Genomic DNA, 14342 nt, shown 5'->3' with positions numbered 1-14342 from the left:
GGACCCGGAGAACTGGTCAGGTAGATGGGCGGCGGCGCCGTTGACGCCGATGACTCCGCTGCCGCGTCCGCCGGTGATGGCGTAGGTGGTGAGGCGGGAGCCGTTGTCGATGTCGACGACCTGGACGACCTCGCCCTCGACGATGTCGGCGGCCTCCATGAGGTCCTGATCGATCGTCAGGGATCCCACGTAGTGCAGATCGGCCTGGGTCACGGTGGCCCGGTGGATCTTTCCGTTGAGCAGGGTGCGCTGCACCAGTACCCCCTGGATAGACACTTAGGTGAGGCTAACCTAATGTGAGGTTCGCCGCTACGGGGGCTGGTACCGGCACATCGTCCGGATCTGCGAGCGACAAGGTGTCCCGATCCTCGCCGGTCGCGCCCACACGGGCGGCAGCCCCTGGGTCACCACCAGCCTCAAACGACCGCCCGGCGGGGAGCTCACTCCCACTCAGCGCACCGTCAACCGCGCCCTCGCCCAGACCCGGGCCCCTGTCGAGCGCGCCGCGGCACGGCTGAAGCGCTGGCAGTTCATTCAGGTCTGTCTCGCCGTCCTGTGTGGGGGCATGCTGGTGGTGCGGATGCACATGAAATGAACCGTTCTCGGGCGAAGTCGGCGTTCTTCGTGGCTGACGTCTTCGCCTCGGCGCCGCGCAAGGATCAGCGGGCGAAGGATGTCTCGTGGACGGCTTCCTCGTAGTGCCGGAACGGCGGCCGCTATGTGACAGGCGGCGCGCTCGAGCCCGGACGGGCTCACGTCAGGGCCTGGAGCGCGTACATCCCGCCGACGGCGGTGGCGAGAATGCCGAGCAGGAGCCGCAGCACGGTCTCGGGCAGGCGGGGCTGAAGCCGGGCCCCGAGGTAGCCGCCGACCAGGCCGCCCACCCCGCAGGCCAGCCCCAGCCACCAGTCGGGAGCGACGTCCCCGGAGCTGAGCAGGGACAGGACCGCATACGCGGTGGCACCGACGACGGAGGTCGCGAACGTGGCCGCCAGGGCGGCCGGCGCCACCCTGGTCATGGGCAGGCCGCGGGCGGCGAGGACCGGCCCGAGGAGGGATCCGCCGCCGATGCCGTAGATGCCGCCGATCACACCCACCCCGAGAGCCAGGGCGGTGAGCGCGGCCGTGGACGGTTCTGTCGCGGCGTCCGGCCGGTGGCGGGCCGGAGCGAGAGTACGGACACACAGCCACAAGCCGAGCGGCAGCAGCAGGATGGCGATCAGGAGCCGGAAGACGCCGGGGCCGGGGAGAGCCAAGACGCGGATCGCGGCTCCGAGGACGACGCCGGGCAGGGTGCCGACGACCAGACGCCGGGCCAGGCCGCCGCGCAGAGCGCCGTCGCGGCGGTACCGCCACAGGGCGCCCGGCCCGGCCACCACATTGAACAGCAGATTCGTCGGCGTGATCGCCGGACTCGGCACACCGAAGACGCTCAGGTGGACCGGAAGGAGGAACACCGCTCCTGACACCCCGACTGGCGCGGTCACCACCGCGATCAGCAGCCCCGCGGCCAGTCCCGCCCACACCGTCCACTCCACCCTGCTGCCCGCCCTCCCGCCGCTGCCCGGCCAGTATCAGCGGGGCGAGCGAGCCGACGACGAGTTGGCAACGTGATGTTCACGAGCAGCAGGAGCATCCAGGACGGCAGCCGCACCCGTCTTCGTCCGCGGCGGCCTCCAGCGCCGCGCTGCTCGCCGCAGCGGGCGTACAGCAGCCTTTGCCCTGCCGGCGTCGCGGCCTTCCTTGATGGCGATGGCGGCAATGGCGAGGCCGGCCATCGGGTCGGCCCAGGACCAGCCGACGACGGCCCCGGGTGGCCATGAGGACGCCCTGGAGGACCAACTCGGGCCGGGCCAGCATCAGTTCCTGGACGACGTACGCCCCCATGGACGTGCCGACGAACCGGCAGGGGGCCAGGCCGAGGTGCTCCACGAGCCCGGCGGTGTCGGCGACCAGGTCGTCGACGGTGAAGCCCTCGGCGCACTCCTCGCTGGGCGGGATGCCCCGGTTGTCGAAGGTGACGACGCGGTGTCCGGCGGCGGTGAGGGCGGGCACCTGGTGCAGATGCCAGGCCCGCAGGCTCGCGCCGCGGCCCATGACCAGCACCACGGGGTCACCGCTCTCGTCACCGTCGACCTCGTAGTGCAGCCGGACTCCGTTGACCCGCACACTCGGCATACCGCCCCGGCCTCCCTGTCCCTCTCCTCCTGCTGTCCGACACGGCGGTCCCCGCCGCCCTCGCCCCGTCACCGGACGCGGCCGGCACCGCCCCTCCCCCCGGCCGTCAGTCGCCCGCGTCAGCCGTTCCGGCCCGCTCGTCCGCAGGCACTGCCGCCGGGCTCCCGCCCTGCCGGTCCGTGGGCGCCTCGGCCCCCTCGCCCGCGGGCGGTCCCGCGGCTCCCGGTCCGTGCAGCGTCGCCCGCCGCAGTCCCGGCATCGCCACCGTGAGGGTCGCCACGCCCGCCAGGCAGACGAGGCCGCCGAGGGCGACCGCGCCGGTGGAGGAGCCGAGGGCGCGGGCGACCAGGCCCGTCTCGACGTTGCCGACGGAGGGCCCGGCGGTGGCCTGGGCGAGCCAGAGGCTGCCGACCCGCCCCTGGAGGTGGTCCGGTGTGACGTGCAGCAGCAGGGCCCGGCGCAGGATCTCCGAGGCGGTGTCGCCGAGGCCGGCCAGGGCCAGGAAGACGAGCGCGAGCCACAGGTCGGGGCTCAGTCCGAAGCCGGTGACGGCCACGCCCCACACCGCGACCGAGCCGATCAGCGCTCGCCCGGTGTGGTGCACCCGGCCCGTCCAGCCGCTGGTGAGCGCCCCGAAGAAGGAGCCGACCGCGGGGGCGGTGTAGAGGAGGCCGACGGTGGACGGGCCGCCGCCGAAGTGTTCGGTGCCCAGTTCGGGGAAGAGCGCGTACGGCATCGCCAACACCACCGCGCACACGTCGATGAGCAGCAGCCCGGCCACGACCTGGTTGCCACGCAGGAAGCGCAGTCCCTCCCGCATCGCCTTCAGGGGGTGCTGCGCCTCGGCCGGGCCGTCCGGGGGCAGCGGCGGCAGCGGGGCGAGCAGCGCGAGGCCCACGACGTACACGGCCGCGTCGATCGCGAAGCACAGGGCGATGCCCGGGCCGGCGGCGATCACTCCGGCGAGCGACGGGCCGATCATGCCGCCGAGTTGGGCGGTCAGCGTGGTCAACGCCCCGGCCGCGGCGAGCTGTCCGGGGACGACCAGGGACGGGGTGACCGCCATCATGGCCGGTGCGCCCAGGCCGCTGACGCCACCCGCGAGGACGGCGGCGGCGTAGACGAACCACACCTGCGGGTGGGGCAGGGCCGCGTTCACGGCGAGGCCCGCGATGCCCAGGGTGGTGATCGCCCGGGTCACCAGGATCACCCGGCGCCGGTCCGTCCGGTCGGCGAGGAGGCCTCCGGCCACCAGGCCGACCAGCAGGGACAGGCCCAACACCAGACTCATCAGGCCGACTTGGACCGAGGAGCCGGTCAGGTCGTAGATCTGCAGGCTTGCGGCGACGGAGGTCAGATGGGTGCCGAGCATGGAGATCGCCTGGGTGGCGAACACCAGCCGGAAGTTCCTGCTCTCCCGCAACGGTCCGACGTCGACGACGAGTTCCCCTAAGCGCACGCCGGCTCCTGCCCCGGCGCGGGCACGACGTACGGCGCGACGCTGCGCAACTTCTCGCAGGTCTCCTCCAGTTCGCGTTCCGGCGTCGACCCCGCGAGGATGCCGGCCCCGGCCCGCAGCCAGGTGCGGCCGTCCTCCTCGAACAGGCTGCGCAGCACCAGTGCCGCGTCGAGGCCGCCGTCGCTGCCGGCCATCAGGACGGCCCCGCTGTAGATGCCGCGCCGCCCCTCCTCCAGCCGTGCGATGCAGTCGAAGGCCGGGGCCTTGGGGATGCCGGAGGCCGTGACGGCCGGGAACACGGCCCGCAGGACGTCCCAGGCATTCGCCTGGTCGGCGAGCCGGCCGTGCACGCTGGATCCGAGGTGCTGGACGCTGCCGCGCCGCCGGATGCTCATCAGGTCGCGCACCGAGACCGTGCCCGGTCGGCACACGGTGGCGAGTTCCTCCTCGGCCAGCTTCACGGAGAGCACGTGCTCGGAGATCTCCTTGGGGTCGGAGAGGAGTTCGGCGCGCAGCCGCTCGTCCTCCTGCTCGCCGAGGCCACGGGCGCGGGTGCCCGCCAGGGGCTGGGTGACCACCTCCCCGTCGGCGCCGACCTCGGCCACGGTCTCGGGGCTGAAGCCGACGACCCGGCGCCCGCCGAGGTTCAGCAGGAAGGAGCGGGCGGGTGAGTTGTGGGTGCGGCCGTACACATAGGTGCCCGGGAAGTCGACCCCGAAGGGCACCGGGACGGTCCGGGAGAGGATCACCTTCTGCAGACCGGTGGTCCGGATCTCCTCGATCGCCCGGGCGACCAGTTCCGCGTAGCGGCCCTCGGTGTCGGTCACCTCGATCGGCCGGGGCACGGGGGCGGGCCGCACGACGGGGTTCCGGAGCAGGGCGAGCAGCACCTCCAGGGTCTCCTGGTCCGCGCTGCGCACCAGAGCGGTCCCGTCCTGACGGAGCCTCACTTCGCTGTGCGGCACGAGGAGATGGAGCAGTTCGCCGTCGCCCGCCCGGTCGGGCCGGCCGGCGTGCAGATGGGAGAGCTCGAAGGCCATCCAGCCGTAGGCGCGCCAGTCCTCGACGTCCACCCGGGCAAGCCGTTCCCGGACCTGGCCCAGCGGGTGCGGTTCGAGTGGGGCCGCGTCCTCTTCGCCGAGGCGGCTGCAGCGGATCTCGGATCGTGTGACGACGACCTCCGCGAGCGCCCCTCCGGCGAACCAGAAGTCGCCCTCGCGTTCATAGACGACGTATCGGTCGAACAGGCCCGACTCGGCCAGCCCCGCCGCCAACTCGACGGGCTCTCCTGGAAGTTCCGCCTCCGCGCTCCGATACCGCAGCAAGGACCTACCTCCCTGAACTTAGGTTAACCTAACCTAATTCACGAAGACCCTAGCCTCCGGATCGGAGGCGCGTCCAGATCACACGTCCGGGCTCGTCGGGCCATCCCCCTGCGGGCTTGACCCCCGACGGAGCGTCAGGCAAGCCTTTCCTCAACAGCAGGCGGGAGTCGATCATGCTCGACGGTTGGGTGCCGTGGCCCGAAGCGCCGGCGGAGCAGTACCGGACCGAGGGGTACTGGCGGGGGCAGCCGCTGGACCGGCTCCTGCGGGAGACGGCCGAGCGCGCTCCGGGGCGTACGGCGCTCGTGGACGCCGACGGCGACCGCTGGACGTACGCGGAACTGGACCTGCGCGCCGACCGCACGGCGGCGGGCCTGCGTCGGCTCGGCATCGGGACGGGTGACCGCGTGGTGGTCCAACTCCCCAACACGGACGCCTTCGTGGTGCTGTTCTTCGGTCTGCTGCGGGCCGGGGCGATTCCGGTCCTGACGCTGCCCGCGCACCGCGAGAGCGAGATCGTGCACGTGGCGGAGACGGCGGGCGCGACCGCGTACGCCATCCCCGACGTGCACGACCACTTCGACCACCGCGGCCTCGCGCGCGCCCTGCGCAAGGCGGTGCCCTCGGTCGAGCACGTCCTGGTCGCCGGGGACCCGGCCGAGTTCACCGCCCTGGCGGACGTCGACGCCGATCCCGTCCCCCTGCCGGTACCGGATCCGTCGGATGTGGCGGTGCTGCTGCTGTCCGGCGGCACGACAGGGAAGCCGAAGCTGATTCCCCGTACGCACGACGACTACGGGTACAACGTGCGGGCCAGCGCCGAGGTCTGCGGCTTCGACGAGTCGACCGTGTACCTGGTGGTCCTGCCCACCGCGCACAACTTCGCCCTCGCCTGCCCCGGCCTGCTCGGCACCCTCATGGCCGGGGGCACGGTCGTCCTCTCCCCCACCCCCAGCCCCGAGGACGCGTTCGCACTGGTCGAGCGGGAGAAGGTGACGGCCACGGCCGTCGTGCCGCCGATCGCCCTGCTGTGGCTGGACGCGGTGGAGTGGGAGGAAGCCGATCTCTCCTCGCTGGAGCTGCTCCAGGTCGGCGGATCCAAGCTGGGCGCCGAGCCGGCCGCCCGGGTCCGGCCCGCCCTGGGCTGCACGCTCCAACAGGTCTTCGGCATGGCCGAGGGCCTGCTCAACTACACGCGCCTGGACGACCCCGAGGAGCTGGTGTTGCGCACCCAGGGCCGGCCGCTCTCCCCCGCCGACGAGATCCGGGTCGTGGACGCCGACGGCCACGACGTCCCACCGGGCGGCACCGGCGAGCTGCTCACCCGCGGCCCCTACACCCTGCGCGGCTACTACCGGGCACCCGAGCACAACGCGCGAGCCTTCACCTCCGACGGCTTCTACCGCACCGGGGACCTGGTGCGGGTCCTGCCCTCGGGCCATCTCGTCGTCGAGGGACGGGAGAAGGACCAGATCAACCGGGGCGGCGACAAGATCTCCGCCGAGGAGCTGGAGAACCACATCCTGGCCCATCCGGGCGTGCACGACGCGGCCGTGGTCGGGATGCCCGACCCGACCCTGGGCGAGCGCACCTGTGCCTGTCTCGTCCCGCGCGGCGAGGCCCCCACCCAGCGGGAGCTGGCCCTCTTCCTCACCGAACGCGGAGTCGCCGCGTACAAGTTGCCCGACCGCGTGGAGCTGGTCGACGCGTTCCCGCGCACCTCGGTCGGGAAGATCGACAAGAAGGCGCTGGGGCGCCGCATCACCGAACTCCTGCGTGCGGAGGGCACAGTTGACGGCTGACCCGGGGGGCGCCACCGCCACCGTACGACGTTCCGAACGCCCGCCCGTGCGCAGGCGCACCGCCGCCCGCACCCTCGCCGTGTTCGGCGCGCTGCTCCTGCTGCTGGGGGCGGTCCTGCTCAGCCTGGCGATCGGGTCGCGTTCGCTGGCGCCCTCGACGGTGGTGCACGTCCTGCTGCACGACGACGGGTCGATCGCGGCCTCCGTGGTCTGGGACGTACGCGTGCCCCGCACCCTCGCCGGAATCGCCGCCGGAGCCGCGCTCGGCGTGGCGGGCGCGCTGATCCAGGCGCTCACCCGCAACCCGCTGGCGGACCCCGGGCTGCTCGGCATCAACGCGGGAGCGGCCACGGGTGTCGTGTTCGCCCTCACCGTCCTGGGTCTGACCAGCGTGTGGGCGTCGGTGTGGTGTGCGATGGCCGGCGCGGTGGCCGCCGGTCTGCTGGCCTACTCGCTGGCCTCCGGCGGACGCGGCGGGGCCACTCCGGAGCGGCTGGCGCTGGGCGGGGCCGTGGTGGCCGCCGTGTTCACCGGCGTCGGACAGACGCTCATGCTGCTGGACGCGCAGGCCCTGGACCAGCTGCGGTTCTGGAGCGTGGGCTCGCTGGCCCGGACGGACGCCCACACGCTCACCACCCTCACCCCGTTCGTCGTGGCCGGACTGGTCCTGGCGCTGTCCCTCGTCCGGCCGCTCAACGCGATGGCGCTGGGCGACGAGTCCGCCCGCGCGCTCGGCGCCCGTCTCGACCGCACCCGTTTCCTCGGGTTGGCGGCGGTGACCCTGCTGTGCGGGGCGGCGACCTCGGCGGTGGGGCCGCTGGTCTTCGTGGGCCTCGCCGTGCCGCACATGGCCCGGCTGATCGCCGGCGCCGACCAGCGCTGGACGCTGCCGCTGTCCCTGCTGCTCGCGCCCTCCCTGCTGCTGTTCGCCGACGTCCTGGGCCGGGTCGCGGTACGCCCCGACGAACTCGACGCGGGCGTGGTCACGGCGGTGGTCGGCGCGCCGGTGTTCATCGCGCTGGTGCGCCACCGCAGGGTGGTGGCGGCATGACGGCGACCAGTCCGGCCGTCCGGCGCGCACGCGTCGTCCGCAGCCGCTCCCACCGCCTGTCGGTACGGCTGGAGGTCCGGGCACTCACCGTCTGTCTGGCGATGCTGGCCCTCACGGCCGGTGTGGGCGTCCTCGCCCTGGGCACCGGGGAGTACTCGATCTCCCCGGCGGACGTGGTGCGCACCCTGCTGGGCAACGGCAGCCGGCGCACGAACTTCGTGGTCAACGAGCTGCGTCTGCCCCGGCTGCTCACCGGCGTCCTGGTCGGGGCGGCGCTCGGGCTGAGCGGGGCGCTCTTCCAGAGCCTGACCCGCAACCCGCTCGGCAGCCCGGACGTCGTCGGCTTCACCTACGGATCCGCCACCGGAGGTCTGCTGGTCGTCCTGGTGGCCGGCGGCACGGGCGGGCGGATCGCCGTGGGCGCGGTGGGCGGCGGTCTGGCCACCGCCCTGCTGGTGTACCTGCTCGCCTGGCGGCGCGGTGTCCACGGCTACCGGCTCGTGCTGGTCGGCATCGGGGTGAGCGCGCTGCTCCAGGGGGTCAACGCCTATCTGCTCGCCAAGGCCCGCTTCACCCAGGCCGCGCAGGCCATGGTGTGGCTCAACGGCAGCCTCAACGGCCGGGGTTGGCAGGAGGTCCGCCCGGCCGCGTACGGACTCCTGGTCGTCGTGCCGCTGGTCGCGACGGCGGCCGGTCGGCTGAAGGTGCTGGAGATGGGCGACGACGCGGCGGGCGGGCTGGGGGTGCCGGTGCAGCGCACCCGGCTGATGATGCTCGTCCTGGCCACCGCGGCCTGCGCGGTCGCCACCGCCGCGGCCGGCCCGATCCCGTTCGTGGCGCTGGTCGCACCCCAACTGGCCCGCCGTCTCACCCGTGTTCCGGGCCCCAATCTCGCGGCGGCCACCTGCGCGGGGGCGCTCCTCGTCGTCACCGCCGACTTCGCCTCCCAGCGCGTCCACGAGACGGCCCAGCTGCCGGTGGGCGTGGTGACCGCGGTGGTCGGCGGGTTCTATCTGGGGCTGCTGCTGCGTCGGCAGCGGAGGGCCGGCCGGATCTGAGGGGCCGGCGCCGAGTTACCAAGACGGAACGGCCGTCTCCGAGAAGGAGCGGCGGTCTCCGGAACGACGGCGGTGCCGGGAAAAGGACCGGCACCCGAGTGGGGCGGATGCCGGTCCGCTCGAGGAGGAACGGGTGAACTACTCGCCGACGTGCGCGAGTTCGATGTCGTGGTCGTCCACGTCTCCGCCCGCGAGGCTGACGCCGGTCGCCCGGGGCGGATAGCCGGTCGCGATGACCGTGTACTGACCGCCGTCCAGGTCGGAGAAGGCGTACGCCCCGTCGCTCCCGGTCCTGGCGGAGGCGACGACGTTGCCGGCGGCGTCCAACAGGGTCACCCGCGCATCGCCCACCGGGGCGCCCGCGCCGCGCACCGTGCCCCGGACCTGCGCGCCGGCCCACAGCTCGACGTCCACCCGGGTGACGCCGGTGGCGCCGATCTCCACGGGCAGCGCCAGCGGCCGGTGCTTGGGCGAGCTGACCGCGAGGGTCACCGCCCCCGGCACCAGCTCCGCGACGACGAACTCACCCATGCCGTCCGTCCGCGTGGAGGCCAGCACATCCCCGCGCACGTCCGTGACGATGACCACCGCCCCCGCGACCGGCGCCGCGCTGTCGGCGGAGCGCACCACTCCGGCGAGCCCGCTGCTCCCGGTGAGCAGGACGTCGTACGTCACCGGAGTCGCCCCGACCACCACGGTCGTCGCGTGCGGCTGGTGGCCGCCGGCGGCGGTGATCAGCACGTACGTGCCCTCCCCCGGCGCCTCGACGGCATAGGAGCCGTCGCCCTCGGTGACCGCGCGGCCCACCTGCCGTCCGCCCAGCGAGATCAGGGTCACGGCGGCCCCGCCCACCGGCACGCCCTCCGTGCCCCGCACATGGCCGCGTAGCGGATGCCCGCCGCCGAGTCCCGGCACCGTCGCGACCAGTTCGGCGACCGCACGGGCCAGCGGGGCGGCGACGGCGGCACCCTCGGCCTGCTCGTCCCGCTCGACCGCGTCCGGCCCCACCACCGCGGGCTCCTCCTCGGCGGGCCTCTCCTCGGCGGTCTTCCGCTGCCGGGGAAGGAACGCCGCGACCAGCAGCGCCAGCACCGCCGCACCCGACCCCACCGCCATGACCACCTTGAACCCGTTCTCGGAAGGCAGCGCGACGCCCTCGAAGGCCGTGGTCATCTGCGCCAGGATCACCCCGGCGACGGCACTCGCGGTGGAGGTGCCGATGGACCGCATCAGGGTGTTGAGGCTGTTCGCCGCCGCGGTCTCGGAGGGGTCCACCGCGCCCATGATGAGCGCGGGCATGGCCCCGTAGGCGAAACCGATGCCGGCGCCGATGACGCAGGAGGCCAGCACCAGCTCCCATACGGCGTCCATCAGCACGATGTTGAGCCCGTACCCGGCGGCGACGATCACCGCGCCGAGCATCAGGGTCACCTTGGGCCCCCGCGCCCTCGACACCAGCGCGGAGAGCGGCGCCGTGGCCATCATGACCAGCCCCGTCGGGGCCATCACCAGTCCCGCGACCAGCAGCGACCTGCCCAGACCGTAGCCCGTCGCCTCGGGCAGCTGCAGGAGCTGGGGAAGCACGAGGGACATCGCGAACATGGAGAACCCGAAGGCCGTCGAGGCGAGGTTGGTCACCAGCACCTGGCGGCGGGCGGTGGCGCGCAGATCCACCAGGGGGTCGCGGACGCGCAGTTCGAACAGTCCCCAGAGCAGCAGGATTACGGCGGCGGCGGCGAACAGCCCGAGCGTGGTGGCGCTGCTCCAGCCCCAGTCGGCACCCTTGGAGATGCCCAGCAGCAGACAGACCAGCCCGGCCGCCATGCCGAGGGCGCCCAGCACGTCGAAACGGCCGCCGCCGCGCACCGTCGACTCGGGCACGATCAGCGGGACGAGCACGGCGGCGATCGCGCCGAGCACGGCCGACGTCCAGAACAGCGTGTGCCAGTCGTAGTGGTCCGCGATGAGCGCGGCGGCGGGCAGACCCAGGGCACCGCCGACGCCGAGGGAGGCGCTCATCAGCGCGGTGGCCGAGCCGAGCCGCTCGGCGGGCAGTTCGTCGCGCATGATGCTGATGCCGAGCGGGATGACACCGGAGGCGAGCCCCTGCAGGGCCCGGCCGACGATCATCGGCGGGAGCGTGTCGCTGAGCGCGGCCGTCACCGATCCGGCGATCAGCATGACGATGCTGGCCAGCAGCATCCGGCGCTTGCCGTACATGTCGCCGAGCCGGCCCATGACAGGGGTCGCGACGGCGGCGGCGAGCAGGGTGGCGGTGACCGCCCAGGCGGTGTCCGAGGCCGGCGCGTCCAGCAGCTTCGGCAGTTCGGGGACGATCGGGATGACCAGCGTCTGCATCAGCGAGACCACGATCCCGCCGAAGGCCAGCACGGCGACGACGAGGCCGGCCCGCGGCGCGGCGGACCCCCCTGTCGGTGCGGGCCGGGGATGCGCGTGGGACATGGTCGGGCCTCCGGGGATGCTGGTCTGCGCGACGGGCAGCATCGTAGGCCCATTTAATTGACTCAAGCAACCAGAATTTTTGGTGGGTGCACCGTGAAGATTCCGGGCAGGCCCCCTCCTGCCCGGAAACCCCACGACGGTCGCTACAGAGCGCGCTCCAGATGGTCCGCCACCAGCTTCACGAACCGCCCGGGCTCCTTCGGTCGGCCACCCTCGGCGAGCACCGCCAAACCGTGCAGCAGTTCGGCGGTCCCGGCCAGCCCGGTGCGGTCCTCGCGCTCCCTGTAGGCCTGGTTCAAGCCCTTGACCAGCAGGTGGTCGGGGTTGAGTTCGAGGATCCGCGGCGCCTTCGGCACCTCCTGCCCCATCGCTCGGTACATGTTCTCCAGCGCGGGGGTGAGGTCGCCCGCGTCGGAGACGATGCAGGCCGGGGAGACGGTGAGGCGCGAGGAGAGGCGCACCTCCTTGACGTCGTCGCCCAGTTGCTCCTTCATCCAGCCGAGCAGACCGGCGTACTCCTCACCCCGCTTCTCCCGCTCGCCCTCCGCCTGCTCGCCGTCCTCCGCGCCGAGGTCGACCTCGCCCTTGGCGACGGACCGCAGCCGCTTGCCCTCGAACTCGCCGACCACGTCGACCCAGACCTCGTCGACGGGGTCGGTGAGCAGCAGGACCTCGATGCCCTTGGCGCGGAACGCCTCCATGTGCGGGGAGTTCTCGATGCTCTCGCGGGACTCGCCGGTCAGGTAGTAGATGTCCTCCTGGCCTTCCTTCATCCGCTCGACGTAGGCCTTGAGCGTCGTCGGCTCGTCGTCGGAGTGGGTGGTCGCGAAGGACGCGGCGGCGAGGAGGGTGTCACGGTTGTCGGAGTCGGTGAGCAGCCCCTCCTTCAGGACCGAACCGAACTCCCGCCAGAACGTGGCGTACCGCTCCGGGGCGGTCTCCCTCATGTCCTTGACCGTGGACAGGACCTTCTTGGTCAGCCGACGCTGCATCATCCGGATGTGCCGGTCCTGTTGGAGGATCTCGCGGGAGACGTTCAGCGAGAGGTCCGCCGCGTCGACCACGCCCTTGACGAAGCGCAGGTAGGGCGGCAGCAGCGCCTCGCAGTCCTCCATGATGAAGACGCGCTTCACATACAGCTGCACACCGCGCTTGTAGTTCTGGGTGTAGAGGTCGTGCGGGGCGTGCGACGGCACGAACAGCAGGGCCTGGTACTCGAAGGTGCCCTCCGCCTGGAGCCGGATCGTCTCCAGCGGCTCGCGCCAGTCGTGGCTGATGTGCTTGTACAGCTCGTGGTACTCGTCGTCGGACACCTCCTCGCGCGAGCGCGCCCACAGGGCCTTCATCGAGTTCAGCGTCTCGGGCTCGGGCGTGGCGCCGTCCTCGCCCGGCTTCGGGACCGTCCTGATCGGCCAGGTGATGAAGTCCGAGTACCGCTTGACGATCTCCTTGATCGTCCAGGCCGAGGTGTAGTCGTGCAGCTTGTCCTCGTCGTCCGCGGGCTTCAGGTGCAGCGTGACCGAGGTGCCCTGCGGCGCGTCGTCGACCCTCTCCAGCGTGTACGTGCCCTCGCCGCGCGAGGACCATCGGGTGCCGTGGGTCTCCCCCGCGCGCCGGGTCACCAGGGTCATCTCGTCCGCCACCATGAAGCCGGAGTAGAAGCCGACGCCGAACTGCCCGATGAGCCCCTCGGCGCCGCCCTCCTCCTGGGCCTCGCGCAACTCCTTGACGAACTGGGCCGTTCCCGAGTTGGCGATCGTGCCGATCAGCCGGCCGACCTCGTCGTACGACATCCCGATCCCGTTGTCCCGCACGGTGAGGGTACGGGCCCCGGCGTCGGTGTCGATCTCGATGTGCAGGTCGGAGACGTCGGCATCGAGGGTGTCGTCCCGCAGCTTGGCCAGGCGCAGCTTGTCCAGCGCGTCGGAGGCGTTGGAGACCAGCTCGCGCAGGAAGACGTCCTTGTTCGAGTAGACCGAGTGGATCATCAACTGCAGCAGCTGACGTGCCTCTACCTGGAACTCAAACGTTTCGGTCGGCATGGTTCGGGTGTACCTCACAGGTTCCGTGTTCACGTGGACTGGTGAGGTTCACTTTACAAAGACCAGGTGGGGCCGGGTCAGCGTTGTCCGAGGTTGTCGGGGCGAGTGACGCGGATCTTCGACTGGCCGTGCGGGAGCGCCTCCCAGTCGTCCATGAAGCGGGCCCGCAGACCGTGCTTCTCGGCCAGTGCGACGAGGGTCTCGGTGCGGTAGTAGAAGTCCTCCCGCAGGACGTGGTGTTCCTCGCCCTCGGTGCGGTCGAAGGTGAAGTCGAACCAGCCGCCCGGCGCGAGCAGGCGGCCGACATGGGCGAGGCACTCCTCGATGACCGGCAGCGGCGAGTGCGAGAAGACGCTGTGCGCGTGGACGACGTCGAAGTGGGCGTCGGGAAGGAACCGCAGGGTCAGGTCCCGCACCGGCGTGAGGTACGGCAGCCGTTTCTGCAGGCCCATCTCGACGATCGTGTCCTGCGCGGCAACGAGGATGTCGGGCGAGATGTCGAGGCCCGTGTAGTGGCCGGGCTCCAGGTGCCGGATGAACCGCCAGCCGCCGCGCAGGTTGCCGCAGCCGATCTCCAGCATGCGGTGCTCGGGGCGCAGCCCGTGGCCGACCAGGTAGTCGAACTGCATCGCCCCCAGCGCCAGCCATCGCTCACGGTTGCGGCTGCCGACCGCCGCGTCCGGGTCGGCGCGGGTGTCGGACCGCATCACCGCGCGGTAGTACGAGACGTGGTCCGGGTGGCGGTGACGCAGCCACAGGTCACGGGCGGCGCGGGCCAGATGCCGGGGGACGCGGTCGGGGTGGCGCAGGGCGTAGCCGACGCGGTGGCCGAGGGCCGCACGGTTGGCGGTGAGGTTCTTGGCGGGCATGGGATCGGGGACCTTTCCGGAGGATGGCGGCGGGTGTCGATGCCAGTCTCCGGGCGCGTCCGTCGGATGCGGCTCGGTCGACAGGAGCCGGTCCG

General features: G+C 72.3%; 9 protein-coding genes and 3 pseudogenes. 4 read left to right on the top strand and 8 right to left on the bottom strand.

What is annotated here, in order from left to right; all coding sequences use genetic code 11:
• Positions 1-21: 21 nt before the first annotated feature.
• Positions 22-255 (bottom strand): annotated as a pseudogene (gene panD, locus ACIBVL_RS20855) (aspartate 1-decarboxylase); the annotation flags it as partial.
• 76 nt (positions 256-331) lie between these two features.
• Between panD and ACIBVL_RS20850 the strand changes: the two are divergent.
• A pseudogene (locus ACIBVL_RS20850) lies at positions 332-538 on the top strand (transposase family protein); the annotation flags it as partial.
• Positions 539-752: 214 nt separating this feature from the next.
• Here the strand turns inward: ACIBVL_RS20850 and ACIBVL_RS20845 are convergent.
• The 4 genes and pseudogenes from ACIBVL_RS20845 to ACIBVL_RS20830 all read right to left on the bottom strand — a co-directional run bounded on the left by ACIBVL_RS20845 (position 753) and on the right by ACIBVL_RS20830 (position 4962).
• Complete coding sequence (locus ACIBVL_RS20845) at positions 753-1538, bottom strand: TSUP family transporter (protein ID WP_399098692.1); 786 nt, start codon at positions 1536-1538, stop codon at positions 753-755.
• A 265-nt stretch (positions 1539-1803) separates the two neighbouring features.
• A pseudogene (locus tag ACIBVL_RS20840) lies at positions 1804-2178 on the bottom strand (alpha/beta fold hydrolase); the annotation flags it as partial.
• 106 nt (positions 2179-2284) lie between these two features.
• Positions 2285-3637, bottom strand: coding sequence for an enterobactin transporter EntS (entS, locus tag ACIBVL_RS20835; RefSeq protein ID WP_399098691.1), 1353 nt, complete (start codon positions 3635-3637; stop codon positions 2285-2287).
• Entirely contained in the window at positions 3628-4962 is a 1335-nt protein-coding gene (locus tag ACIBVL_RS20830) for a salicylate synthase (RefSeq protein WP_399098690.1), read from the bottom strand. Before ACIBVL_RS20830 ends, entS begins: the two co-directional genes overlap by 10 nt.
• Positions 4963-5135: 173 nt before the next feature.
• Between ACIBVL_RS20830 and ACIBVL_RS20825 the strand changes: the two genes are divergently transcribed.
• From ACIBVL_RS20825 to ACIBVL_RS20815, 3 genes are read left to right on the top strand one after another with little or no spacing between them, the layout of a single operon-like run.
• Positions 5136-6764: a (2,3-dihydroxybenzoyl)adenylate synthase gene (locus ACIBVL_RS20825; protein WP_399098689.1), complete on the top strand. Its 1629-nt coding sequence runs from the start codon at positions 5136-5138 to the stop codon at positions 6762-6764.
• Complete coding sequence (locus tag ACIBVL_RS20820; RefSeq protein ID WP_399098688.1) at positions 6754-7815, top strand: FecCD family ABC transporter permease; 1062 nt, start codon at positions 6754-6756, stop codon at positions 7813-7815. Before ACIBVL_RS20825 ends, ACIBVL_RS20820 begins: the two co-directional genes overlap by 11 nt.
• Entirely contained in the window at positions 7812-8873 is a 1062-nt protein-coding gene (locus tag ACIBVL_RS20815) for a FecCD family ABC transporter permease (RefSeq protein ID WP_399098687.1), read from the top strand. The genes ACIBVL_RS20820 and ACIBVL_RS20815 overlap by 4 nt, the downstream gene beginning before the upstream one ends.
• Before the next feature lie 138 nt (positions 8874-9011).
• Here ACIBVL_RS20815 and ACIBVL_RS20810 read toward each other — a convergent pair whose 3' ends face one another.
• The 3 genes from ACIBVL_RS20810 to ACIBVL_RS20800 all read right to left on the bottom strand — a co-directional run bounded on the left by ACIBVL_RS20810 (position 9012) and on the right by ACIBVL_RS20800 (position 14247).
• On the bottom strand, positions 9012-11336 hold the full coding sequence (locus ACIBVL_RS20810) for an MFS transporter (protein ID WP_399098686.1): 2325 nt from the start codon (positions 11334-11336) through the stop codon (positions 9012-9014).
• A gap of 143 nt (positions 11337-11479) precedes the next feature.
• On the bottom strand, positions 11480-13378 hold the full coding sequence (gene htpG, locus ACIBVL_RS20805) for a molecular chaperone HtpG (protein ID WP_399098685.1): 1899 nt from the start codon (positions 13376-13378) through the stop codon (positions 11480-11482).
• Positions 13379-13455: 77 nt separating this feature from the next.
• A complete protein-coding gene (locus tag ACIBVL_RS20800) occupies positions 13456-14247 on the bottom strand; it encodes a class I SAM-dependent methyltransferase (RefSeq protein WP_399098684.1) in 792 nt (263 codons plus the stop codon).
• Positions 14248-14342 lie beyond the last annotated feature (95 nt).

It is taken from the genome of Streptomyces sp. NPDC049687 (assembly GCF_044465285.1).
Classification (GTDB): Bacteria; Actinomycetota; Actinomycetes; order Streptomycetales; family Streptomycetaceae; genus Streptomyces.
The sequence above is the reverse complement of the archived record's forward strand: the minus strand, read 5'-3'. Positions and strand labels throughout refer to the sequence as shown.

What these genes read in the sequence shown, in the direction of transcription:
- ACIBVL_RS20825 (WP_399098689.1), top strand. Translation starts at nt 5,136, where the DNA reads ATGCTCGACGGTTGGGTGCCGTGGCCCGAAGCGCCGGCGGAGCAGTAC.
- ACIBVL_RS20815 (WP_399098687.1), top strand. Translation starts at nt 7,812, where the DNA reads ATGACGGCGACCAGTCCGGCCGTCCGGCGCGCACGCGTCGTCCGCAGC.
- ACIBVL_RS20810 (WP_399098686.1), bottom strand. Translation starts at nt 11,336, where the DNA reads ATGTCCCACGCGCATCCCCGGCCCGCACCGACAGGGGGGTCCGCCGCG.
- htpG (WP_399098685.1), bottom strand. Translation starts at nt 13,378, where the DNA reads ATGCCGACCGAAACGTTTGAGTTCCAGGTAGAGGCACGTCAGCTGCTG.
- ACIBVL_RS20800 (WP_399098684.1), bottom strand. Translation starts at nt 14,247, where the DNA reads ATGCCCGCCAAGAACCTCACCGCCAACCGTGCGGCCCTCGGCCACCGC.